Annotated in this window: 22 protein-coding genes; 2 read left to right on the forward strand and 20 right to left on the reverse strand. The window is 49.5% G+C overall.

Going from position 1 to position 23,027, the window contains the following annotated elements; all coding sequences use genetic code 11:
• The 6 genes from AC50Y5_RS29585 to AC50Y5_RS29610 all read right to left on the reverse strand — a co-directional run.
• The coding region (locus tag AC50Y5_RS29585) for a peptidoglycan-binding domain-containing protein (protein ID WP_494865046.1) at positions 1-726 on the reverse strand (726 nt) is incomplete at its 3' end.
• Positions 727-1,122: 396 nt separating this feature from the next.
• On the reverse strand, positions 1,123-2,547 hold the full coding sequence (locus AC50Y5_RS29590) for an IS4 family transposase (RefSeq protein WP_494865224.1): 1,425 nt from the start codon (positions 2,545-2,547) through the stop codon (positions 1,123-1,125).
• Between the two features lie 257 nt (positions 2,548-2,804).
• Positions 2,805-3,263, reverse strand: coding sequence for a RidA family protein (locus tag AC50Y5_RS29595; RefSeq protein WP_056038557.1), 459 nt, complete (start codon positions 3,261-3,263; stop codon positions 2,805-2,807).
• 188 nt (positions 3,264-3,451) lie between these two features.
• Complete coding sequence (locus AC50Y5_RS29600; RefSeq protein ID WP_494865051.1) at positions 3,452-4,321, reverse strand: DMT family transporter; 870 nt, start codon at positions 4,319-4,321, stop codon at positions 3,452-3,454.
• A gap of 586 nt (positions 4,322-4,907) precedes the next feature.
• On the reverse strand, positions 4,908-5,834 hold the full coding sequence (locus tag AC50Y5_RS29605) for a pyridoxamine 5'-phosphate oxidase family protein (RefSeq protein ID WP_494865056.1): 927 nt from the start codon (positions 5,832-5,834) through the stop codon (positions 4,908-4,910).
• Entirely contained in the window at positions 5,819-6,256 is a 438-nt protein-coding gene (locus AC50Y5_RS29610; protein ID WP_056038567.1) for a VOC family protein, read from the reverse strand. Before AC50Y5_RS29610 ends, AC50Y5_RS29605 begins: the two co-directional genes overlap by 16 nt.
• A 127-nt stretch (positions 6,257-6,383) precedes the next feature.
• Between AC50Y5_RS29610 and AC50Y5_RS29615 the strand changes: the two genes are divergently transcribed.
• Positions 6,384-6,977: a CGNR zinc finger domain-containing protein gene (locus AC50Y5_RS29615; protein WP_327204934.1), complete on the forward strand. Its 594-nt coding sequence runs from the start codon at positions 6,384-6,386 to the stop codon at positions 6,975-6,977.
• 599 nt (positions 6,978-7,576) lie between these two features.
• On the forward strand, positions 7,577-7,966 hold the full coding sequence (locus tag AC50Y5_RS29620; protein ID WP_494865058.1) for a GNAT family N-acetyltransferase: 390 nt from the start codon (positions 7,577-7,579) through the stop codon (positions 7,964-7,966).
• Between the two features lie 52 nt (positions 7,967-8,018).
• Here AC50Y5_RS29620 and AC50Y5_RS29625 read toward each other — a convergent pair whose 3' ends face one another.
• The 14 genes from AC50Y5_RS29625 to dapF all read right to left on the reverse strand — a co-directional run bounded on the left by AC50Y5_RS29625 (position 8,019) and on the right by dapF (position 23,002).
• Positions 8,019-8,726 (reverse strand): FadR/GntR family transcriptional regulator, encoded by a 708-nt coding sequence (locus tag AC50Y5_RS29625; RefSeq protein ID WP_056038573.1) that lies wholly within the window; start codon positions 8,724-8,726, stop codon positions 8,019-8,021.
• 48 nt (positions 8,727-8,774) lie between these two features.
• The gene (locus AC50Y5_RS29630) at positions 8,775-9,503 is read right to left on the reverse strand and encodes a LutC/YkgG family protein (RefSeq protein WP_056038576.1); all 729 of its coding nucleotides are present in this window, start codon (positions 9,501-9,503) and stop codon (positions 8,775-8,777) included.
• Entirely contained in the window at positions 9,496-11,022 is a 1,527-nt protein-coding gene (locus AC50Y5_RS29635; protein WP_056038578.1) for a LutB/LldF family L-lactate oxidation iron-sulfur protein, read from the reverse strand. The genes AC50Y5_RS29630 and AC50Y5_RS29635 overlap by 8 nt, the downstream gene beginning before the upstream one ends.
• Positions 11,019-11,747 (reverse strand): (Fe-S)-binding protein, encoded by a 729-nt coding sequence (locus AC50Y5_RS29640; RefSeq protein WP_056038581.1) that lies wholly within the window; start codon positions 11,745-11,747, stop codon positions 11,019-11,021. The genes AC50Y5_RS29635 and AC50Y5_RS29640 overlap by 4 nt, the downstream gene beginning before the upstream one ends.
• 162 nt (positions 11,748-11,909) lie before the next feature.
• The gene (locus AC50Y5_RS29645; protein ID WP_056038584.1) at positions 11,910-12,668 is read right to left on the reverse strand and encodes a DeoR/GlpR family DNA-binding transcription regulator; all 759 of its coding nucleotides are present in this window, start codon (positions 12,666-12,668) and stop codon (positions 11,910-11,912) included.
• Between the two features lie 26 nt (positions 12,669-12,694).
• On the reverse strand, positions 12,695-14,161 hold the full coding sequence (locus AC50Y5_RS29650; RefSeq protein WP_494865061.1) for a rhamnulokinase: 1,467 nt from the start codon (positions 14,159-14,161) through the stop codon (positions 12,695-12,697).
• The gene (gene rhaI, locus AC50Y5_RS29655) at positions 14,158-15,378 is read right to left on the reverse strand and encodes an L-rhamnose isomerase (protein WP_494865063.1); all 1,221 of its coding nucleotides are present in this window, start codon (positions 15,376-15,378) and stop codon (positions 14,158-14,160) included. The genes AC50Y5_RS29650 and rhaI overlap by 4 nt, the downstream gene beginning before the upstream one ends.
• 33 nt (positions 15,379-15,411) lie before the next feature.
• Positions 15,412-15,783 (reverse strand): sensory rhodopsin transducer, encoded by a 372-nt coding sequence (locus tag AC50Y5_RS29660; protein WP_099520796.1) that lies wholly within the window; start codon positions 15,781-15,783, stop codon positions 15,412-15,414.
• A 22-nt stretch (positions 15,784-15,805) separates the two neighbouring features.
• Positions 15,806-17,875, reverse strand: a complete 2,070-nt coding sequence (locus tag AC50Y5_RS29665; RefSeq protein ID WP_494865064.1) for a bifunctional aldolase/short-chain dehydrogenase — start codon at positions 17,873-17,875, stop codon at positions 15,806-15,808.
• A 735-nt stretch (positions 17,876-18,610) separates the two neighbouring features.
• A complete protein-coding gene (gene rpoZ, locus AC50Y5_RS29670; RefSeq protein ID WP_056038602.1) occupies positions 18,611-18,820 on the reverse strand; it encodes a DNA-directed RNA polymerase subunit omega in 210 nt (69 codons plus the stop codon).
• A 15-nt stretch (positions 18,821-18,835) separates the two neighbouring features.
• Positions 18,836-19,453: a guanylate kinase gene (gene gmk, locus AC50Y5_RS29675; RefSeq protein ID WP_056038605.1), complete on the reverse strand. Its 618-nt coding sequence runs from the start codon at positions 19,451-19,453 to the stop codon at positions 18,836-18,838.
• Between the two features lie 13 nt (positions 19,454-19,466).
• Positions 19,467-19,727, reverse strand: coding sequence for an extracellular matrix/biofilm regulator RemA (gene remA, locus AC50Y5_RS29680; protein WP_005548256.1), 261 nt, complete (start codon positions 19,725-19,727; stop codon positions 19,467-19,469).
• A gap of 535 nt (positions 19,728-20,262) precedes the next feature.
• The gene (locus AC50Y5_RS29685) at positions 20,263-22,158 is read right to left on the reverse strand and encodes a bifunctional homocysteine S-methyltransferase/methylenetetrahydrofolate reductase (RefSeq protein WP_235533221.1); all 1,896 of its coding nucleotides are present in this window, start codon (positions 22,156-22,158) and stop codon (positions 20,263-20,265) included.
• A 13-nt stretch (positions 22,159-22,171) separates the two neighbouring features.
• Positions 22,172-23,002: a diaminopimelate epimerase gene (gene dapF / locus AC50Y5_RS29690; protein WP_056038606.1), complete on the reverse strand. Its 831-nt coding sequence runs from the start codon at positions 23,000-23,002 to the stop codon at positions 22,172-22,174.
• Between the last annotated feature and the right edge of the window lie 25 nt (positions 23,003-23,027).

Below are 23,027 nucleotides of genomic sequence, written 5' to 3' on the forward strand. Positions count from 1 at the left end.
GCCGCCGATACCTTGGCCTCCGCCTTGGCCAGCTCCGCCACCAATGCCTTTGCCTCCGCCTTGGCCTGCTCCGCCACCAATGCCTTTGCCTCCGCCTTGGCCTGCTCCGCCACCAATGCCTTGGCCTCCGCCTTGGCCTGCTCCGCCACCGATGCCTTGGCCTCCGCCTTGACCGGCTCCGCCACCAATGCCTTGGCCTCCGCCTTGACCTGCTCCGCCGCCGATGCCTTGGCCTCCGCCTTGGCCAGCTCCGCCGCCGATACCTTGGCCTCCGCCTTGACCTGCTCCGCCGCCGATGCCTTGGCCTCCGCCTTGGCCAGCTCCGCCGCCGATACCTTGGCCTCCGCCTTCTCCTTTAATGCGGAGGTTGCCCTTCGCTCCGCTTTTAGCCTTTGCTCCCGAAGGAAACTTTACTTGGCTGTAAGCATAAGTAATGGATTGGAACGTCCGGCTGTCGACTGCACCGGTTACTGGAAGCCCATGCATTTTCTGAAAATACTTAACCCCCTTAACGGTCAAACTGTCGAATTTTCCGTTGATTGGGCCAGCATAGCTTCCCATTGATTTCAGCATCCCTTGAACGACATATACATCCGGCCCATGATCACCTTTTCCAAAAGCCATGCTCGTGCTCGGCATGCTCATCATCAAGGCGAGAGCCAGAAATAAGGCCCCAATCGTTTTCCCCAATTTCCTGCGAGAGGAAATGCTCCAGTCCCATTTCATGCAGTAGACACCATCCTTATTTATTTTTGATATTGTTTTGCTACACGCCTTACTATTCCCAACTTTTAAAATTCATTCCGCGATTTGCGAAAATCGGTCATGTAAGGAGGCAACGAGGCTCTATCTTCAATCATTAATTGCATGTTAAACACAAGAAAACCGCTTACTAAATAAGCGGCTAATCCAAACTATCGTTTATCGTTACATTTCATTTCAAACAAACCTCTGCCTATAAAATGGGATGATATTGGCTCAATCCCATGCCCATCAAGCTAAGAACCTTCAGTTTGGATTCAAGTGAGGCATTCTCCTATTTTTATAAGTAGTCGTATTGTTTCCTTAAAAATAAACATGCCAAATTAAGCCTAAACGACGAGGCTGTTTTTAAAACGTTAACTATGCAACCTTCTTGGTAGACGTGGCATACTCGTAAACAACACCTAAGATATCAAAGACTGTTTTTTTCTCATAGCGGTGGGACTTTCGCCCTTTTTTTTCTAACAGAAGAAACAGACGAGACAGGATTTTCGATATGGCTTGGGCATTCTTTTGTATGGCTTGATGCAGGATGGGCATGTAATCCTTGATCATATAAAAGGCTTTGTATTCACTGAGCTCTCTTTTCTTCCGCCATAGAAGTTGCCGCATCTGAAACATCGTTGAGGAACAAAGCAAGATACCGATCAACTGACCATAAAGATGACATTGCAAGCGTTCAAGTTTGATCTCTTTACAGTGGTGGATCTGGAAGAATGATTTCCATGTTTTAAAGAGAATCGCAATTTGCCAGCGTAAGGAATACAGGTCATGCAGGTGTATCCCAGGTACCCATTCCATTGGAATATTTGTTATATAAAAGTTCAACGCACTGAGTTTCTTGCTGCGTTCGGAGTACGTAATCCCTTTCTTTTTCCCCCGAATTTCCTGGTCTTTGTCTCTTTTTTTGATCTGGGTTTCCGTTAAGCGATAGACGACAAGCCGCGCAGGTAATTTTTCATACATGCCGATGTAGACAGGAATTTCTAACGTTTCCCCTGCTTGTAGACCTTCCATGATGTCTTCCATCGACAAGGGGAGGTATTCCGATTTCTTCTTGAGCGTGCCGTCCCGAAAATACTCTGGATTCTCGTTCTTTTGATATACCCGTGTGTTGAGTTTTAAGCGTGATATGTAATAGGCCTCTTTCTCATGGATGGTATGTAAATCTTCTAAGCAGAAATATCCTAAGTCCCGAATGAATACATCCTTCTGTTGAATGTCCTGTAAACATGCGGAACCGTAGGTTTTGTCATTTTCCTTTCCGTGACTCGTATGCAGATGAATGAACTGCCCACTCTGCAGATCATATTCCAGTTGGATTTTAACACCAGCGGTATGACTACATCCGCCTGTACCCTTATAAGACGCAGCGAAGCTGTCCGGGAGCTGAAAGGTCGTAGAATCGAGAATTCGAATGCGGGAAAAATAGCCAGAATACTCGCTTGGTATCGTTCCGGACGTATAGCGTGTTTGCTTGAGTAAAAGCGAAACGATCCGCTGCAGTAAACGCACAGCAGCTGCGTTAAAACGCTGATTCAGTCCTTCGGGACTCATGAGAATCCCTGTTGTTGCTTCTAACGTACTGCAAAGCTGATTGAGAGAAGTCGTAGCTATTCGTTGACTTACCCATACACACAAGGCGACTAAATCTTGTGCACGATATTTACTGGTTCGTGTGACGAATCCTGCTTCTTTGGCTAGTTGGGTGAGTGCAAGAGGAGATAAATGTCGTTCCAGTTCCTGTGAAAACAAATGAAGATCATCTGAAATACCAAGATGTATCATAAAATGCTATCCTTTCATTAGTTGGTCTACTGAAAGAATAACGTTTTTTGTTTCGGGGAGGTAGTATTTTCCTCCACTTGATAGGCATGGGGCACGGCCACATGCCCATCAAGTGGAGGATTTTCATGTTGGAATCAAGTGAGGAATTCTTCTATTTTCATGGCTTTGTTAAATTCTAATATTGATATTTTACCATAAGAAAACCGCCTTAACTGAACAGGCGGTTTATTGAACTCCCGTCTTAAAACACCTTTCTATTCATCAACTTCAAATATTGAGTCAATTATGATTGGAAGATTGTCTCTAACGGAAACAGCTCCAAACACTGAACGTGCATGAATGCCCTTATCTCCGAACACGTCCAGCATAAGATCAGTACAACCATTTAACACTTTATGATGTTCTTCAAACTTAGCGTCGGCATTAACAAAACCCTGAATTTTAACCACCCTTTTCACATGCTCCAGCGAGTTTAAAGCTGATTTCAGTACAGCTAAAATTTCAATCCCAGTTTGTCGTGCAAACTGATAACCTTCTTCTGTAGTATAGTCCTGACCTAACTTACCTTTCGGGTTTCCAGTGGGCCCTTTACCTGATACGAACAATAACCCGTTTACTTTTACGAAGTTTGCATACTTAGCCGCTGGTTCGCTTGCACTTGGTAAAACGATTCCTAACACTTCTAATCTGCTTGCTATTGTTTGTTCAGTCATTCAAATACCTCACCTCTTCGGAATGGAAAAATTATACTATAACGTGAGCGGCGGGACTAAGAATAGGCTGCATGCCGGTTTTAACCATGATTGTCTCACTTTATATTCAATCTACAACTTAATTTTCTTCGAACAGGAGCAGCTGCCACGAAGTCTGCTCTCTGGTTATTCAACTCGCTTTATCCTTCCTATTCATGCGAATGCTTTTTGCCGAATGCAGTCCAGTTCACAAGAAATATTCCGATGCCAATGCAAAATCCCCCTAAATAAACATACGTATGTATAGTCTCGTTATGGATGATGAACCCCGAGAGTACACCAAAGAACGGGGCTAAGAACAGATAGGCGCTTGTTTTCCCAGGATCGCCATGACTTAGCAAGTAATACCATGCTGCAAATTGCACAATGGAACCCATAATGGCCAAGTACAATACAACCGACACAGAAGTTAGATTGATCGTAAGCTGCGGCGTTTCCATAACGGCACTCAGCAATAACAGAAGGAGACCGCCGAATAACATTTGATAAGCCGACATCACCCATGTATTGAATTGCGTCCCCCATTTTTTCACCAAAATAGTGGCTACAGCCCACGAAAGCGCAGCTCCCAGCCCCAACCAGGTACCCGTTGTTAATTGCAAATGGGATCCTAGGGATAAGAATACCCCTGCAAATCCTATACATACCCCAAGCCACTGGGATATTCGGTATTTCAAGCCGAGGAACCATGTCCCCAAAATTACGACCAGGAGCGGATTAACAAAGGTCAGTATAGAGGTCTCCCCCGACGGAAGGGTACGCATGCTCAGGAAGATACATCCCATAACTCCCGTCGTCTGAAATAGTCCTATTACGAACAATTTAGATCCATCCTGATAGGATATAGGCAGCCGTTTCATCCTGACAAATAAGGCCATGATGAATCCCGCAAACGTAAATCGGATCCCCACAAGCAGCAAGGGCGAGATATAGGATAAACCGATCTTTCCAACCGCAAATGAAGTGCCCATGAGCGAGGTGGCAAGCACAACTAGCAGTCCAAATACATAACGGTTCATGATATTCTCCTCTTTCTACATTTTGTAAGGTTATGGTAGCATGAGAATACTTCGGTGGTCATCGAACCATACATGTAAGGAGATGACTGACATGAGTACAAAATTGAGGCCGAATATCGTACAGGCAGCTAATCTAATTGGTGATCCGTCACGTCTTGCGATGCTAATTGCTTTGTTTGGATGAAAGGCTATCCCCGCTTCTGATTTAGCGCATGCTGCCCGAATTTCTCCACAGACTGCCTCTTCACATCTATCCAAAATGGTAGAAGGAGGCCTGCTGATTCATGATTCTTACGGTCGGCATAAGTACTTTCGGCTTGTCAGCCCTGAGGTAGCACATGCCCTCGAATCCCTTCTGGCTATTTCACCACCCAAATCCGTAAGTTCACTCCGCGAATCCGATGAACTTAAAACTTTGCGTCATGCTCGGACTTGCTATGATCACTTGGCTGGTAGGATTGGTGTAGACCTAACGGATCGGTTACTTGATATGAACTATTTAGAGGAACAAGGAAAAGATTATGTGTTAAGCGTGGAAGGTAAGGCGACGCTGCAGAATTGGGGTGTGAAAGTTCATGCCGATCAACTAGGACTCCACAACTACGCTCGGATTAGCAGGGGAGTACTGTACGGTTCTCCAGCTTAGAGACATCGCATGACTCGTAATAATTCCCCGTTCCAGATGAAATCGGATGATCCGCTGGGCATCCTGGAACCAGTGGGCGAATGGAGTCACATCCCATAGAATCTCGACCGTTCCCGTCAATTGAATAAGGCTGCCCGAGTCAAAATCCATGAATAACAGCCCTGCCTGCGGGTAACAGACTGCATTCCCAAGCGTATTAAACATCGCATTGCCGCTGTAATCCGGAAACACCAACGTCCGGTCATCCTCGGCTCTTACGAATCCCGGCATACCCCCGCGGTGGGATACATCCGTACCATACTGAAGATGTTGAGTTGCAATGAAGAAGGTATCCGCTTTATTCACCAGGGTCACCACTTCTTCAGAGAGCGTCTCCAGTGCCTGAGCTACCGGTTCAACGCTCGGTCCTTCTCTTAGGGTCCATTCACGCGCTTGGATGTACTTCGGACAGTTGGAGTAGACTTGCTCTGCCCTAACTTGAAACCCGTTCGGTTGGATCTCCCCAATTCGGCCATTCAAGCGCATGCGGCGCCGGGTGGCGAAGTCGACTGCAATGGCTGCGATCGGATTGGAGGGGTACAGGCAGAGTGAGATGGGGTCCTGGGAATCAGGAAGACCGTTAATAATGGCATGCTGAGAGTCTTCTACCTTGATGAATCCGGGGGTTCCGAACCATACGGAAGCCCAAACTGCCCCATCGTCATCTGCTGCGCCAAGTATCAGAAAAGGCTGGCTTTCGAGGAACGTCTTCGCCGCTAGCGGAATCTCACTGTAAATGTTATTTTTGCGTGCTGCGATGTCCCTTACACCCGCCCGTTCCTGAACCTGAATTTCGCCCGGATGATAGTGCATCAGAAGAAACCACAAGCTTTCCCTTCCGTCGCCGTGTGCGCGTGGCAGCCCACACCCAGCAGCGCATAAATCTCCAACCGGATCCCGTCCGGATCTTCGAAGAAGATCCCGCCGGAGTCTCCGCCCTCCGTATGAGCAACCATCCCATCATAGATGAAGGGAACTCCGTTCGCTCTCAATTTTTCCTCATATCCTTTAATGGAATCAACCGAATCCACTTCAAAGGCCAGATGATGCAGACCCGGCAGCCGTGGGGAGAAGCTTCCTTCACTTTGCTGCCATAAGGTGACCAGATTCTTCTGATCATCGCCAAGCAGTGCGAATTTTCTTCCGGGTTCCTCCGATAGATTCCGCAGTGTAAAGCCCAATACCTCCGTATAGAATCGAACCGATCTTTCTATTTCCGATACATTCAAACCAATGTGTCCCAATCTCATTTTCCATATCCCCTAACCACCAAAAATATCTTACAGGCATTACAATACACAATATTATATAACTTGTAAATAGCTAATTTAGCGGTTAGAATTAAAACAGGAGCACAGAGAAGGAGTTGGATCAACCATAGATAAGCCCGCATTTGTTTTTGTAGGCAATCACTTTACAACTGATTTTGTGAACACCCGCAAGAATGTCAAAGGAATCCGGACAGAGCTCATCGAGTCTTGGGGTCATCTGATGAGCTGGCTGGAGCAGGCCGACAGACGGAAATGGGTGATAAGTGATCGAGAGGAGCTTACCCCTGACGAGCAGGACACCATCATTCAAAAGATCCTGATCATTCGCAGCCGGATTGAACAGGCATTTACCCAAATCATTCAGGAACAATCCATTCCGGCCTCGATCGTCACTTTTCTCAATCAAGAGTTGGCGCGTTACCGCAGTTATTATCAAATCGAGGCAGGCGATCAGGAACGTCCATTCACCACTGTCAGAAACTACGAGATCACGCAGCTGCCCGCCTTGTTCCTGGAAGAGGCCTGCCTCTTCTTCACGACATTCAAACTGGCTAATCTCAAGAAGTGTGAGAATCATGCCTGCATCTTGTTCTTCTACGATAGCAGCCGCAATCAGCAGCGCCGCTGGTGCAGCATGGACAAGTGCGGGAATCGCGTCAAAGTAAATCAGCACTACCACCGCAAGAAAAACCAGGAATAAAAAAGAGGGGATGACTTAAAAGTAGAAGAACCTACTTCCAAGACATCCCCTCTTCACCGTTACAATCCGTAAATCCCCTCCGCAGCTTCTGGACCGAAGATTCGCCGTCTTTACCGGGCTTCATACAAATAGAATGGTATTCCTTTTTGCATGTCGGAGTCTCAAGGAACGTTAGCCAATCTTCTAATGTGATGGGGACTACCCCCATCCATTCAGATAGGATTACCGCCACATGCCCATCAAGCTAAAATCTTCGACTACCCCAAAACGAAAAAAGCTATCCTTTATTTAAGAAAAATAGCTTTTTTTCGTTTTGGGGGTGTATTAATTTCTTAGCTTGATGGCTATGTGGCTCAATCCCTATCTCTCTTGTCCATATGGATAGTTGCCATCTTCATCTAGCCCTTTAAAAGGGAATACATAATAATTAAAACATATGTAAAAATATTTTTTGAAATGGGGAAATTTATCTTTCCACAAAACGAAGATGAATTATTTTGAAATATAGGAAAGTATAGCATTACGCGATACCTTCTCTATATTTCTCGAAATGAAACGTGCCGCGCCGCCAAAGGAAGGCGAGAGCCGTTTCACCTTATATGTTTCCGTCGGCCGCCTACCCTTTAACACCTGAGCAAATTTTGAAAAATCTTCCTAACCGGCTGGAGCCAACCGTCATTACACATGGTGAGAGTGTTGTCTGCTACGCCAACTTTTACAAGGATGACAGCAACGACTGCTGGCTGGGAAATGTCATTGTCTCCCCTGATTATCGAGGCAAGGGAGCGGCGGGATTTTTGATCGAAACGATAGAAATGCTCGCCAAGGAAAAATTAAACATAAAGAAGCTGCATCTCCTATGCCATAACACGAATACGAGAGGCAAGCTTTTTTACAAAAAGCTTGGCTATAAGCCTTTCAATATCTCATTAAAATTCCGTTCATCCGGGGAGCATGTGGCGTGTGTGCATATGGAAAAGCTGCTTTAAATGGCAAAGCGGCAGCCCTGAACGATTGTCTCGTCAGAACTGCCGCTGCTGCTCAAACATATTTCATCAAAATGCTTTCGACGTGATGCAGATGCTGCCGCATCGACAGCGACGCCGCCTCGGCGTCCTGCGCTTCAACCGCCTTATAAATGGCCAAATGCTCCTCGTAAAGCTGCTCCGCAACCGAGCGGTTCGCATACAGCTCCACCCTGCGAATTTCGCGAATGGCGGTTTCCACCTGGTTCATGACCGTCTCGAAAAGCTGTACCAAAATCGTATTATGCGTCGCCTTAACAAGCGTCAAATGGAATAGCAGGTCGGTGCGTTCCCCTTCCAGATCATTGCCCGCAGCTGCCTTCATTTGGACGACAAGCTCCTTCAGCACGGCCAGATCGTCCGCCGTCCGTTTCGAAGAAGCGATAGCAGCATTCGATACCTCGAACGATTGGCGCGCCTCCAGCAGCTCCAATAAGGTTTGGCGGTTCATACGCAGCGATTGGAGCTCGGGCAGCTCAAACTCCGCGGGCAGCGTGCTTATGACTGTACAGCCGCCGCCTTGGCGAATGTCAATAAGGCCCATCGCTTTAAGCGCACTGAGCGCCTCTCTGGTCGTAGACCGCCCTACCCCAAAGCGCTCGGACATCTCCTTAGTGGAAGGCAGCTTGTCTCCGACCTTAAGCTCCCCATCTACGATCAAACGCTTAATTTGCGCCGTTATTTCCTCGTAATGGTTCCGCTTTGTCAGCTTCGTTACTTGCAAGCCAGCCGCCTCCTTTTCCTAAATCCGCTTAAAAAATAAATCTAAAACCTATCCGACCAGCAGCGCATAAACGACGCCGGGACCATGAACACCAATTGTCAGGTCGTTTTCAATATCGGACGAGCGGCTTGGCCCCGAAATAAAATGAATGCCTGCCGGCAAGCTTTCGCGGCCCGCTTCATCCAGAGGAATTAAAATCTCTCCAAGCTTCGTCTTAAGCCGCTCAAGCGGAATAATGACGATTAGGACGGTTGGGAGCAGGCTTACTGAACGCCCCTTGTCTTTTCCGGACAAAACCGCAATAGATGACGTATAGGCAGCCGCATAATCAGCCACAACAACCCCAAAATCCGCTTCTGCCGCGCGCGCTTTCCAGTTTTCATTTTCATCGCTATTCCATACGCTTAGGCTTACGTTAGGAAGTGCTTCCTCCAGCTTCATTCCGGCAAGCTCCGGCTGGTTTTGCCTAATGATATACCGCGCACCAAGCTCCGTCGCCTTATCCTTAATGAATTGCTTGGCCTCGTCCATTGTAGAAAAATGGCTGACATGACCGCCATTGCTATGAAAATTCGCTGTAAACCGTTCAATCCGCTCTTCCAGCGTCCATTCATATTCCTGCCAGAAGTCCGGGGCACCGCGGAACGGGTGCACCGGCTTCTCTAGTACACGCGGACGTCGCAGCTTATTTGCGATATCATTCATAAAAGCATCCTGCTTGCGGCGGGAATCTGCTGCAAGCTCTTCCAGCCATTGCTCATGCGTCTGTTCAGCCATGCCCATGCCCTCCTCCATTTTGCTCTCTGTTGCGAACGAGCTGCTCCATCCGGCTGCGTGCATCTGGACTCAGCTCATTCAGACCATGGCGAAGCTCCTCCTCGAGCGTGCCCCATTTATCGCGGAACGACTGCTTCGGCAGGCTTGGCGTGACGCGATAGCTGTTCCAGCCCTTCAGCGGCCCCAGCTTAAGCCGAATTTCACCATTGCGTGCAACGAGCCGCTGTCCCAGCTTGCCCAGCTTGACTACGCCCTTGAAGCGGCCCGAATTGCCCATAATGGCCGAAAATCCTTTCATGCCGCCCGCTTCTGCCAAATCGCGATGTCCGCCCTCTTGCTTGCGTCTGCGCAAATAAATGAGCATTTCATGCAGCGGAATTTTGACCGGGCATGCTTCATAGCAGGCGCCGCATAGGCTGGAGGCGTTGGCGATATCGTCCCAGTCGCCGACATTTTTTTGGAGCGCGGGCGTGAGCACCGCGCCAATAGGTCCGCTGTACGTCCCGCCATAGGCATGACCGCCGATGTGGCGGTATACCGGACAAGCATTGAGGCAGGCGCCGCAGCGAATGCAATTGAGCAGCTCCTGAAACTCAGGGTCGCCAAGCTGGTTGGAACGCCCATTATCTACAATAATAATGTGCATTTCATCAGGCCCATCAGCATCCACATCACGGCGAGGTCCAGTAATGCCGGACATATACATCGTCAGCTTCTGCCCGGTCGCTGAACGCGGCAGCAGCGTCGCCATCACTTCAAGATCCGACCAGGAAGGAATAATCCGTTCCATGCCCATCAGCGTAATTTGTGTTTTCGGCACCGTCGTCACCATACGCGCATTGCCTTCATTTTCAAACAATACCATCGACCCGGTTTCCGCAATTGCAAAATTACAGCCCGTCATGCCGATGTCGGCTTCAAGAAACTTCTCCCGCAGTTTTTTGCGGACGAAGCCCGCCAATATCGTCGTATCCGCTTCAAGCGTCTCGCCCGCTTCCTTAGACAGCAGCTCCGCGATCTGAAAGCGGTTTTTGTGAATGGCTGGAATAATAATATGCGAAGGCGTCTCGCCAGCAAGCTGAATAATATACTCGCCCAAATCGGTTTCGATCGCTTCGATTCCGAGCTCTTCCAGCGCATGATTGAGATGCAGCTCTTCCGTTACCATCGACTTGGATTTTACGACTGATTTGGCCTTTACTTGCTTGGCGATCGCCAGAGATACTTTCACCGCCTCGGCCGCTGTCGAAGCAAAATGCACATGAACGCCATTCGCCCGCGCATTGTCAGCGAACAAGTTCAAATAATAGTCCAGATGGGCGATCGTATGCAGACGAATTTGCCGTCCGCGCTCGCGCCAATCTTCCCAGTTGCCATGCTCGGCTGTAGCCGCATGCTTGCCGTTGCGCAGACGCTCTGTCGTAAATTTAACGGCCTTGCGCAAAAACTCGTCATTTAACGCCAGATCTGCCCGGCCTTTAACCGTAGGCGGCACTTTCGTTCCTGCTGGTGCACTCATGCCTGCTTCACCCCTTCATACAATAGCTCAGCCAAATGCATCACTTTCACGGGTTCATTGCGGTAGCGCAAATTTCCCGCGATATTCATCAGGCAGGCGAGATCAAGACCGACGAGCACCTCTGCTTCCGTCTCCAGCACATGGTCCGCCTTCTCAGTCACCATTGCGCCCGATATGTCCGCCATCTTGACGGCGAACGTTCCACCGAACCCGCAGCAGTCCTCTGCGAACGGCAGCGGTACAAGCTCCATCCCTTTGACATGCCGCATCAGCTCCATCGGCTCTTCCTTGATGCCAAGCAATCGGCTCCCGTGGCACGATGGATGATAGGTCACCTTGTGCGGGTACACCGCGCCTACATCCTTCACCCCTAGCACCTGAACGAGAAACTGGGTGAATTCATAAGACTTCTGCTGAAGCTTATTCGCTCGCGCAAGCATAATGGGGTCATTTTCAAACAGCTTCGGATAATGATGAATCATCCCTGTGCAGGAGCCCGAAGGCGAAATGACAAAATCGCTGTCCTCAAAAGCATCCAAAATCGTCTTCGCTGATTCCCGCGCTTCCTTCCAATAGCCGCTGTTGAAGGCTGGCTGGCCGCAGCAGGTTTGCACCGTTGGAAAATCAAGCCGTACGCCGTATTTCGCAAGCAGCCGAACCATCGCTTCGCCGACTCTGGGATACATCGCGTCACTTAAACATGTTATAAATAAGGATACTTTCACCTTTAGCACCTCTTTTGCTCTGATGAATAACAAATATATAATATCAGGTTGTCAGACAAGTTGGACAAAGCAGGCGGGACTGCAAAACGTCTGGAAAGAATCCGCATGCTGCAAACACTTCCCAACAGCCTTGTGACAAGTCCCGCTTGCTAGAACGCTACCTTACACAATCGTCAAATCCATTGACCTTGCTTTCAGCTCGGCAACGGTATCCGCACCAATCCGTTTGTCTGTAATAATAGAATGGACATCACTCAGCTCTGCTACCTGCGTAAAAGCTTGTACGCCGAACTTGCTGGAATCAGCCAGCAATACGACCTGATCGGCAATGCCGATCATTTTCAGCTTAATGCGCGCCTGCAGCTCGCTCGATTCGCTGATCCCCCGCTCCAAATGCACGCCCTTGCACGATAAAAACAGTTTATCGACGTAATACGCATCAAGCGAGCGTTCCGCAAGCGGACCAACGTAGGACAGCGAGCGTGAAGCGAGAAGCCCGCCGGTGGAGATAACCTCAATCTTCTCCTTCGTGCTCAGCTCCAGCGCGACCTTAATGGAATTGGTCAATACCGTGAGCGGTATATCCGGCAAATGCGAGGCCATATACCAAGCCGTTGTACTGGCATCGAGTACGATTCGGTCCTTCGGCTTAATAAGCTTAATCGCTTCCTGTGCAATTTGCCTTTTTTCCTCCGCATGGGTAATTTCCCGCTCGGTAAAGGGCGTCTCCGGCTGCTGATCCTTCACGTTCACCGCGCCGCCGTGCGAACGCCGCAGCTTGCCTGCCTGCTCCAAGCGATCCAAATCGCGCCGTATCGTTTCCTCCGTTACGCCGCATAGCTCGCTGAGCTCGGACACTCTTATACTGCCTCTGTCATTCACCAGCTGTACGATTTTTTCATAACGCTCCGCAACCAGCATAAGCCGCCCTCCTTTCTTTCACAAAACTACAGCCCCGTCACCTGTGTAAACCGGCCGTAAGCTTCCTGCCATGCTTGCTGCTCCGTTGGCTCGTAATGCTCTACCTCGAAGGAATCCCGAATCACTTTGCGCGCTTCCCATATATCGGCCAGCTCGCCGCGGGCAATCCATTGCACAATCATATTGCCGATTGCGCTGCCTTCAACCGGACCTGCCCATACCGGCTTGCCGATGGCATTAGCCGTCCACTGGCATAGCAGCTTATTCTGAATGCCGCCGCCAACCATATGCAGACCGTTAAACTGCTGCTCGGAAAGCTGCTCGGTTAATTCCAGCACATAACGATATTTTAACGCGAGGCTCTCCAATACACAACGCACAATTGCGCCCGGATTGCGATCAAGCTGCTGCCCCGTCAACTCGCAATAGGCGCGAATGCGTGCTTCCATGCCGCCTGGCGGCAAAAATACCGCAGCGTCGGGATCGATGAAAGCAGTGAAAGGCTTCGCTTCTCCCGCCAGCTTGACAAGCTCTGCAAAGGATTGGACGTTCCCCGCTTGATCCCATTCGCGCTTCAGTTCCTGCACGATCCAGAGGCCCATAATGTTTTTGAGCAGGCGGAACGTACCGTCTACGCCACCTTCATTCGTAAAGTTCAGGCGGTAGGCTGTCTCGTTAATGACTGGACGCTCTACTTCTGTCCCCATCAGCGACCAGGTTCCGCAGCTCAAATACGCGAATGGCCTCTGAAGCGCTGGCACCGCTGCAACCGCAGATCCTGTATCATGCTCGGCAACGGCGATAACCGGAATATTGCCAACGCCAAGCTCGGCGCTTACGGAAGGACGAATACGGCCAGCGTCTGCTCCTGGTTGAACGACCTGGCCAAACATGCTGCGATTCAATCCAAGACGTTCAATCAGTTCGCTGTCCCAATCTCCGGTTAGCGGATTAAACAGCTGGGTCGTTGTCGCATTGGAAAACTCATTAAGCATATCGCCCGTCAAATGATACCGCAGCAAATCTGGAATCATTAGAAAATGCTGGGCTTCACGCAGCAGCGGCGATCCATTTTGCTGCATTGCAGCGAGCTGATATATCGTATTAAAGCTTAAAAACTGAATGCCCGTCCGCTCGAAAATATCCGTCTGCGGAATCGCCGTAAAAACCTTCTCCATCATGCCATCCGTATGACGGTCGCGGTAATGATAAGGATTTCCGAGCAGTTCGCCGCTGCTTCCAATAAGGCCAAAATCTACAGCCCACGTATCAATGCCGATGCTTTGCGGCTCTACCTTCAACTGCTTGGCTTTAACCAAGCCTTGTTTGATCTCATAATACAAGCGAAGAACGTCCCAATGCAGACGCTCTCCCACTTGTACCGGATCGTTCGAGAACCGATGTATTTCTTCCACTTCGATTTTGTTGTTAACGAGGCGGCCAAGCAGCGCTCTTCCGCTGCTCGCCCCTAAATCGTAAGCAAGAATGGTCACCAGCTGGCACCGCCCTTGCCTCTCGCTAGAATATCCTTGCCATAGCTGCTGTCCAAATACGCTCGCATTGGATCAAGCGGCAAGCCTTGCTCCTGACGAACGGCATGCAGGAGCGGCGTTACGTCGAATTCAAACGCTTTACGAACAGCATCTTCAGCGCCAAGCACATCATCTCTGTTTTGCGCATCTGTTACTTCATCATGATTGATCAGCAATGCTTTCGCGAATTGAGTCTGTACGTTCAGTACCGAACGCAGCATCGCTGGAATTTTCTGTTCAATGCTGTGCGATTGGTCAATCATATAAGCAATATTGCTGACGTTGTTGCGAATCGCTTCATCATTATCTTTGCTAGCTAGCAAAATTTGATAGAAAATCAGGAACAGCTCATAAGGATTCGTCGTTCCTACGATGAGATCATCATCGGCATATTTACGGCTGTTAAAGTGGAAGCCGCCCAGACGCTTCTCGTCAATCAGGTAAGCGACGATATGTTCAATGTTCGCGCCTTGCAGATGATGCCCCGTATCAACAAGCACTTCTGCCTGCGGTCCAAGCTTCATCGCCAAATTATACGACATGCCCCAATCTGCCAGATCGGTATGATAGAAAGCCGGCTCAAAGCATTTATATTCAATCAGCATCCGCATATGAGGATCAAGCGCACGGTACATTTCGGAAAGCGATTCCTGCATCCATGCTTTACGCTTGCGAATATCGCCTTGCCCCGGATAGTTCGTGCCATCTGCGAACCATAGGCTAATATCGCGCGAGCCTGTTTCTTTCGCAATCTGCACACATTCCAGCAAATGATCCGTCGCTTTGCGGCGAATTTTTTCATTCGCATTCGTCACGCTTCCGAGCATGTATTCATCTTCTTGGAATAAATTCGGATTAACCGCACCAATCTTGAGGCCGAGATTTTCCGCATGGCTTCTCAGCTTGCCGTAATCGTCCACTTTGTCCCAAGGAATATGAATCGCAACCGATGGCGCTAGGCCTGAATAACGGTGAACCTGCGCTGCATCTTCGATTTTCTCAAATGGCGTGCGTGGAACGCCTTCCTTCTGATATACCTTGAAGCGCGTACCTGAATCGCCATAGCCCCATGAAGGCGTTTCAATTTTAAGCGTTTTCAATTGCTCTTTGACGGCATCCAAATTAATACCTCTGGCCTTCTGCTGTTCTTCCAATAGCTGATACGCGCGATCGGACATGTTCAAACACCCTTTCCATTATAAAATATGATTTTATTTAATAGGATAGCCCATCGTTGACATTAATGCATTTTCCGCTTGCGTAGAATCCAGCCTGCTGTATTGTACAATGACCGGAATGTCGCTTTGCAGCTCGATGGCATATGGAACGCCGATTGGAATCGGCGCCCCGTTTTTGCCTAAGGAGCTGGTGCGGACATGCTTCGTACGTCTGGCAGGAATCACCACAAGAATATCGGTCATGGGGTCGCGGTCTTCGAAAAAGATCGTAATCCGCAGCAGCGCTTCTTCCGACGATGTATTCAACACACAAATGGACTCATGGCTGGGCAGCGAGCCGGAGCTCGTCTCTGGAATGTAACCGTCCGGTATAAACCAATGCTTTTCTCCCTGAGCTTTATACATATCCGCATCTCTCCTAATAAAATTAGCGGGTAAACGCTGCTGGTACGCCGCCGTCAATCGTCAGCATGCAGCCAGTCGTCTTCTCCGATTTCGATGAAGCAAAGAAAGCAATGCCTTCGGCAATATCACGCGGATAAATATTAACCAGCAGCGTCGTACGCTTGCGGTAATACTCTTCCAACTGATCCGGCTCAATACCGTAAGCTGCTGCGCGCTCATTGCGCCAGCTGCCGTTCCAAATCGCCGAGCCTTGCAAAATAGCATCCGGCAGCACCGTGTTGACGCGAATGCCGAATTCGCCGCCCTCAGCTGCAATACAGCGGGCCAAATGAGCTTCTAGCGCTTTAGCGGAGCTGTAAGCAGATGCATTTTTACCTGCATATACCGAGTTTTTCGAGCCGATAAATACCATGTTGCCGCCGATGCCCTGTGTTTTCATTTGCTTGAACGCTTCACGAGCGACAAGGAAATAGCCTGTGCCCAGCACGTTCATGTTCAGGTTCCATTCCTTGAGCGAAGTTTCGTCAAATGGGCTCGATGTAGCAAGGCCTGCATTGTTGACAATAATATCAACGCCGCCATAAGCAAGCGCCGTATCGGCGTAAGCAGCAGCAACCTGCTCTTCGCTCGTTACATCCATTTTAACGGCAATCGCCCGGTTTTCGCCATACTTCTCATTAATTTCCGCCGCTACTTTCTCAGCGCCTTCAAGATTCAAGTCTGCTAGCACCACATGCGCGCCTTCAGAAACGAGGCGGCGAGCTGTTTCGCTGCCGATTCCGCCAGCACCGCCGGTAATGAACGCCACTTTACGGGAAAATTCGGTTTCAGCTGGAGCAAGCGACAATTTGTACAGCTCAAGCGGCCAATATTCAACGTTGTAGGACTCATTTTCGCTAAGCGAGACGAACTCGCCCAGAGCTGTCGCTCCTCTAATAACCGCAATCGCACGGTGGTAAAGCGCGCCGCTGACTTTGGAGTTAGCCCAGCTTTTGCCCGTATTGATCATGCCTACGCCTGGTATTAAAATAACGCGTGGAGCCGCTTCGAACATAACATCGCCTTCATGCTTGTTGCGTTCAAAATACGCTTTGTATTGCTCTTTATAGGCAGCAATGCTTTCTTTCAGCTTCGCTTTAAGGCCTTCTACATCGTCCACGTTCGGTGTCCAATCCACATACAGTGGAACAACCTTCGTATGAACGAGGTGATCCGGGCAAGCAGCGCCTACTTGGGAAACGACTCCGGAGCTCTGTCCGCCTACAAATTGCAGCACATCGGCTTCGTCATCGAATGTCAAAATCATTTTCTTCTCGTCGCTTACTGCACCGCGAATCGTCGGCATTACTTGTGCCGCAATGCTTCTGCGAACATCAGCCGCAAGCGCCTCATGCTTTACGCCGCCAAACAGCTTCGCTTCATCAACGCGAGATTCAATGTAAGCCTCTGCCTCGCTGATGATTTGAATTGTTTTTGCGTAGCATTCCTCTGACGTCTCGCCCCAAGTAACCAGACCGTGCTTCTCCATAAGCACAAGCTCAGCTTTCGGATTGGCAAGCACGCCCTCCGCGATCATTTTGGAAAGGGTAAAGCCAGGACGCACATAAGGAACCCAGACGAAACGGTCGCCGAAAATTTCTTTCGCTACCGCTTTGCCGTTGTCTGCGCAGCACAGGCTAATAATCGCATCCGGATGCGTGTGATCGACATGCTTGAACGGCAGGAACGCATGCAACAGCGTTTCAATAGAAGCGCGCGGATGCTTGGAATCGATCATACAGTTAACAAGATACGCTACCATATCCTCATCAGACATTTCCGAGCGTTCGAACAATGGACGAATGTCTTCCATGCGAAGGCCAGTAAAATTGCCTGCTTTCATGGACGCAAGGTCAGAGCCGCTGCCTTTAACGAACATTACTTCCACATCACGGCCGCGGAAGTCCTTTACGATTGTTTTGGAGGAAGTGTTGCCGCCTCCCCAGTTACATACACGGCGATCAGCGCCAATAATATTAGAACGGTATACAAGTTCACCCAAACCTGCTTCAACTTCTGCTGCAAGAGAGGCATTCCATAAAGATTGTACCATTTTGCAAACCTCCGAAATCATATTTGTTTTTGCTTGTTTTTATACTATCATATTTGTTTGTCTTTGAATATACATATTTCAAACAAAAACAAAGATTTCGGACTTGAAAATATACAAAGTAAAAATAACATGTTTAATCCCACCTTGTAGACCCACCAATACCCTCACATAGAAAAAAGACCATCCTGCACGAAGGATGGTCCATTACTCCCTTTATGGCGTGTATGCAAACGCAAATAAACCAAATGCAGATCCTGATTGAATTTCGCTTCAAACATGAATAGGAGCTGCGTCTGGAGAGGCAGCCTTGTGCATGGACTTTTGGCGGACACAGCGGCCGCTAATTCAACCGAATCACCCGTTATGGCAGTGGCCGCGGACTCAGGAGACGCTAATGCGCTGCCAAACGGTATTTTGATAAGATGACGAAGGCTATAACCGCATTCCTGTCCGCTTACGGCCTCAAATCGGCTAAAAAGCCAGAATAGCGGAAGCTCAGTCCTAAAAAAATGGAGGTCGCGTATCCCGAGCTGTATGGTCCCTGCAACACTCGCTTGCTGAGCTACCTTAAGCCTTGAACCATCAGATAAGATTGGATTCAAATAAGCGCTGAGTAAGGAGTAATGGCCCAAATTTGGTTTGCATGCATACCCTAGTTTCCAAAACAAAAAACAACCGCCATAAATGACGGTTGCTCCCCTGAATGCCATATAAGCTGACTAAATGGCCAGCAGCCTAGTCTTCAATCGGTTCTTTCGATTCTACGACAACGATATCGCCGTAAATCTCTTCAAGCGCTACACCGACAAATTTCGCCGATCTTGGCGATTTAAGCTCGGATTTTTCCCCATTGCGCAGCATGCGCGCGCGTCTGGATGCTGCAACGACTAGCGAGTATTTGCTGTCGACTTTCTTAACCATTTCATCAATAGAAGGGTATAACATGTTCCATCTCCTCGCTTAGGCTTTCTCGATTGCAGCTGGCAGCTCGCCCAGCTCCGCTAAATATTTGCTTGCCTTGCAATGCTCGGCGGTAAGGATGCTCTCAATCCGATAACAAGCCGCCTCAATCTCATCGTTCACGACCGCATAATCATAATGGCTGAGCAGATTCATCTCTTCTTCCGCCACCGTCATCCGGTGATTAATCGTGTCCTGCGTCTCCGTGCCACGCCCTGTAATGCGCTGCTTCAGCTCATCCAAAGATGGCGGCACGAGAAAAATAAACACGCCTTCCGGAAACTTTTCCTTAACCTTCAATGCGCCTTGAACTTCAATTTCCAAAATGACGTCCTGACCGCCTGCCAGTGTCCGTTCAACGAAATCGCGCGGCGTGCCGTAGCAATTGCCGACATACTCCGCATGCTCCAGCAAGGCATCACGAGCCATCATTTCCTGAAACTGCTCTCGGGTCTTAAAAAAATAGTTTACGCCATCAATTTCCCCTTGTCGCGGCAAACGAGTTGTCGCCGAAACAGAGTATACGAGATTAGGCATCTTTTTCCGCAGAACGGAGCAAACCGTCCCTTTACCTACGCCGGATGGACCGGACAATACAATTAACAATCCCTTATTCATAAGACTCCCCGTACTATTCGTCGTTATCGTCATCCTTAGTGGAAAGACGGTGTGCTACCGTCTCCGGCTGTACTGCTGATAGAATAACGTGGTCGCTGTCCGTAATAATTACCGCTCGCGTACGTCTTCCATATGTGGCGTCAATAAGCATATGACGGTCGCGCGCTTCCTGGATAATCCGCTTAATCGGCGCCGATTCGGGGCTCACGATTGAAATAATGCGGTTGGCTGACACAATGTTGCCAAAGCCAATATTAATTAGTTTAATAGCCAAGTAAGCTCCCCCTCCGGTCTCCCTCGTGCAACTGCCCGAATAAACAAGATATTAAGTATAAGTATTTGGACGATGAATGCACTCCACCTGCCAAATAACGGCAGAACTATTGCATTATTGTTGACGAAAAAAGTCCGGGGCATACGTTTTCCGCTAGGCGGACGTATAGACAACATCCGAACTGTACGACAGCCTGTCCTCGCCTTGCTATTCCAACCAGTCAGGGAGGCAGTATTCATTAGTATACATCTTAAATGATTTTGGCGCAACGAACAAGGGCAAAGCGCAAATTCTACCAAGGTGAAACGGCTGTCGCCTTCCTCTGGCGGCGCGGCGCGTTTCAGTCCGAGAAATATAAGCGGAGTATAAGGGTGAAACTTATAAACTCTTATATTTCAAGCGTAAACGACTATCGCCGTCCTCTGGCGGCAAAACTAACGTTTCGCGGTGAAATATAAGCCCATTTATAAATGTGAAACTTATAAATGCTTATATTTATGAAAATGGCACTTTCCCCTTATTCATTTCGATGCTATTAGCGATGAACGCCTGTTTTCTCCCAAACATATTCCGTAAGCTGGACCGCCATATCATAAAACATAAACGGTGTAATTAAATAAATGCCTTTGAAATGGAGCACCGCCTCATCCAGAAGCTCCTTGGCTATACGAACGCCTTCAGCACGCCCCGCTTCCCCTTCAAGGCCAGCCATCCGCTGGCGAACTTCATCCGACAGCTGGATGCCCGGCACCTCATTGTGCAGGTACTCGGCATTGCGCCCGCTCGCAAGCGGCATAATACCGATAAAAACAGGAATCGGAAGATGTTTTGTCGCCTCTGCCACCTGTTTGATCAAAGCCGGATCGTAGACCGGCTGTGTCATAATGTAATCGGCGCCGGATTTGATTTTGCGCTCCAAACGCTGCACCGCTTTGTCCAAATGCTTCACATTCGGGTTGAAGGCGGCACCGACGATGAAATTCGCTTTTTGCTTCAGCGGCTTGCCGGAGAAGGCAATGCCTTCATTAAGCTGCTTCGTCATGCGGATCATCTCAAAGGAGGTGAAGTCATAGACGGAGCTGGAATCCGGCAAATCGCCAAAACGGGCCGGGTCGCCTGTTACCGCAAGCACATGGTCAATGCCAAGCGCGTCAAGGCCCATCAAGTGGGATTGCGTACCGATCAAATTGCGGTCCCGGCAGGCAATGTGCACGAGCGGCCGCAAGCCGACCTTCTCTTGCACGAGCGCTGCGAGCGCCAAATTGCTCATGCGCGTAACTGCCAGCGAATTATCCGCCATCGTAACCGCGTCCGTTCCACATGCCTTAAGCGCTGCTGCTCCCGCCATAAATTTGCTAATATCCAAATCGCGCGGCGGGTCCAGCTCGACAATTACGGTATGACGCTCGCGGACCGTATCCACGATGTTCGGCTCGCTTGGCATGCGTACATCCGGAATTTCCAGCTTCACCGGAGGTTGTTCATTAATAACAATGGTCTCTACTTCCGCAACAGCCGTTTCTCCAGCTGCCTGTGAACCGCTTTGCGGTGAATAGTGGTTCAGCGCTGCTGCCATTGCAGCGACATGCTCAGGAGTCGTACCGCAGCAGCCACCGACAATGCGCGCTCCGTAGTCCGCAAATTCGCGTGCAGATGCCGCAAAATATTCCGGCGTAGCCGCATACGTGTATTTGCCGTCCACATAATCAGGAATACCGGCGTTCGGAAAAATGGACAGCGGCCATGTCGCTTCCCCTTCAATCGCTTTCATCGCCCGCATAATCCCGTTCGGGCCGCTTCGGCAGTTGAAGCCAACGACATCTGCGCCTTCATCGGTAAGCTGGTCGAACGCCTGTCTCAGGCTGACGCCATCTTGCGTACGGCCAACGTCTTCAACTGCGAATTGGCAGATGACCGGGATATCCGTAAGCTTGCGGGCAATCCGCAATGCCAGCAGCATTTCGTCAAGATCGTAAAACGTTTCAAGCATAAAACCGTCAACGCCCTCTGTCAGCAGCGCCGCCATTTGGCGCTCATATGCATCGCTGACGCGGACGGTTCTTGTGTTTTTAAGCTTTCCGGCGCGAATCGAGCCGACCGCCCCTACTACGTAAGCATCCGGGCCGGATGCAGCGCGGGCAATGCGGACACCCGCACGATTAATCGCTTCCATTTCCGCTTCCAAGCCGTAAATCGACAGCTTTTCCAAGTTTGCCGAAAAGGTGTTCGTTTCAATGACCTGTGCTCCCGCTTCATAATAGCGGCGGTGAACATTTTCAATAACATCAGGACGCAAAATATTAAATTCCTCATACGAAACGCCGACAGGGAACCCCATCTGATACAGAAAGGTTCCCATTGCGCCGTCCCCAGTTAAGATGCGCTCAGCGATTGCTGAGCGCAAATCCGGTTTGTTGTTCATCTCTCCCATAGCCGTATCCGCCTTATAATGAGCCGCGGAAAACTTCTGCCGCTGGCCCTGTCATATATACATGATTATCCGCTTCATTCCATTCAATGAGCAGATCGCCGCCCTTCAGCGACACCGTTGCCGTCCGATCTGTGTAACCGTTCAGCACCGAAGCAACGACCGTCGCGCAAGCGCCTGTACCGCAAGCAAGCGTCGGGCCTGCACCGCGTTCCCAAACGCGCATTTCCGTATGCTCGCGGGAATTGACCGTAACGAACTCTACGTTGATTTTGCGCGGGAACATCGGGTGGGTCTCCAGCTTGGGACCCCATGCAGCCAAGTCGAAATTAGCCGCATCATCTACGTAAATAACGCAATGCGGATTGCCCATCGATACAGCAGTAAAGCGGAACTCATGGCCGTCAACCTCAATCGGATGCTCCACAACCTGCTCCTGGTCTACCGTAGTCGGAACCGCCAGGCCATTCAAAATCGGCTCGCCCATATCAACGCGAACGCTTTGAACTTTTCCGCCCTCTACTCTCAATTGTACCGCCTGCGCACCTGCGCCAAGCGTTTCAATCGTAATTAATTCCTTATTGGTTAAGCCGTTGTCATACACGTATTTTGCGACGCAGCGAATCGCGTTGCCGCATTGTTCTGCTTCAGAGCCGTCAGAATTGATGATGCGCATGCGGAAATCCGCATTTTCCGAAGGCAAAATGTATACGAGACCGTCTGCGCCAATACCGAAAAATCGGTTGCACAATTCGATAGCAAGCTGAGCTGCGTTATCAGGCAGCTGCTGCTCGCCCGCAATAACGATAAAATCATTTCCTAATCCGTGCATTTTCGTGAAATTCATATGTGTACGCTCCTTTGCCGCGGCT

The sequence above is a fragment of the Paenibacillus sp. JT22N7 genome, from assembly GCF_059383875.1.

Excerpts from the sequence above, each read along its gene's own strand:
- AC50Y5_RS29595 (WP_056038557.1), bottom strand. The coding sequence starts at position 3,263 with ATGACTGAACAAACAATAGCAAGCAGATTAGAAGTGTTAGGAATCGTT.
- AC50Y5_RS29600 (WP_494865051.1), bottom strand. The coding sequence starts at position 4,321 with ATGAACCGTTATGTATTTGGACTGCTAGTTGTGCTTGCCACCTCGCTC.
- AC50Y5_RS29610 (WP_056038567.1), bottom strand. The coding sequence starts at position 6,256 with ATGAGATTGGGACACATTGGTTTGAATGTATCGGAAATAGAAAGATCG.
- AC50Y5_RS29620 (WP_494865058.1), top strand. The coding sequence starts at position 7,577 with ATGTTTCCGTCGGCCGCCTACCCTTTAACACCTGAGCAAATTTTGAAA.
- AC50Y5_RS29630 (WP_056038576.1), bottom strand. The coding sequence starts at position 9,503 with ATGGCTGAACAGACGCATGAGCAATGGCTGGAAGAGCTTGCAGCAGAT.
- AC50Y5_RS29635 (WP_056038578.1), bottom strand. The coding sequence starts at position 11,022 with ATGAGTGCACCAGCAGGAACGAAAGTGCCGCCTACGGTTAAAGGCCGG.
- AC50Y5_RS29645 (WP_056038584.1), bottom strand. The coding sequence starts at position 12,668 with ATGCTGGTTGCGGAGCGTTATGAAAAAATCGTACAGCTGGTGAATGAC.
- rhaI (WP_494865063.1), bottom strand. The coding sequence starts at position 15,378 with ATGTCCGATCGCGCGTATCAGCTATTGGAAGAACAGCAGAAGGCCAGA.
- AC50Y5_RS29660 (WP_099520796.1), bottom strand. The coding sequence starts at position 15,783 with ATGTATAAAGCTCAGGGAGAAAAGCATTGGTTTATACCGGACGGTTAC.
- AC50Y5_RS29665 (WP_494865064.1), bottom strand. The coding sequence starts at position 17,875 with ATGGTACAATCTTTATGGAATGCCTCTCTTGCAGCAGAAGTTGAAGCA.
- rpoZ (WP_056038602.1), bottom strand. The coding sequence starts at position 18,820 with ATGTTATACCCTTCTATTGATGAAATGGTTAAGAAAGTCGACAGCAAA.
- gmk (WP_056038605.1), bottom strand. The coding sequence starts at position 19,453 with ATGAATAAGGGATTGTTAATTGTATTGTCCGGTCCATCCGGCGTAGGT.
- AC50Y5_RS29685 (WP_235533221.1), bottom strand. The coding sequence starts at position 22,158 with ATGGGAGAGATGAACAACAAACCGGATTTGCGCTCAGCAATCGCTGAG.
- dapF (WP_056038606.1), bottom strand. The coding sequence starts at position 23,002 with ATGAATTTCACGAAAATGCACGGATTAGGAAATGATTTTATCGTTATT.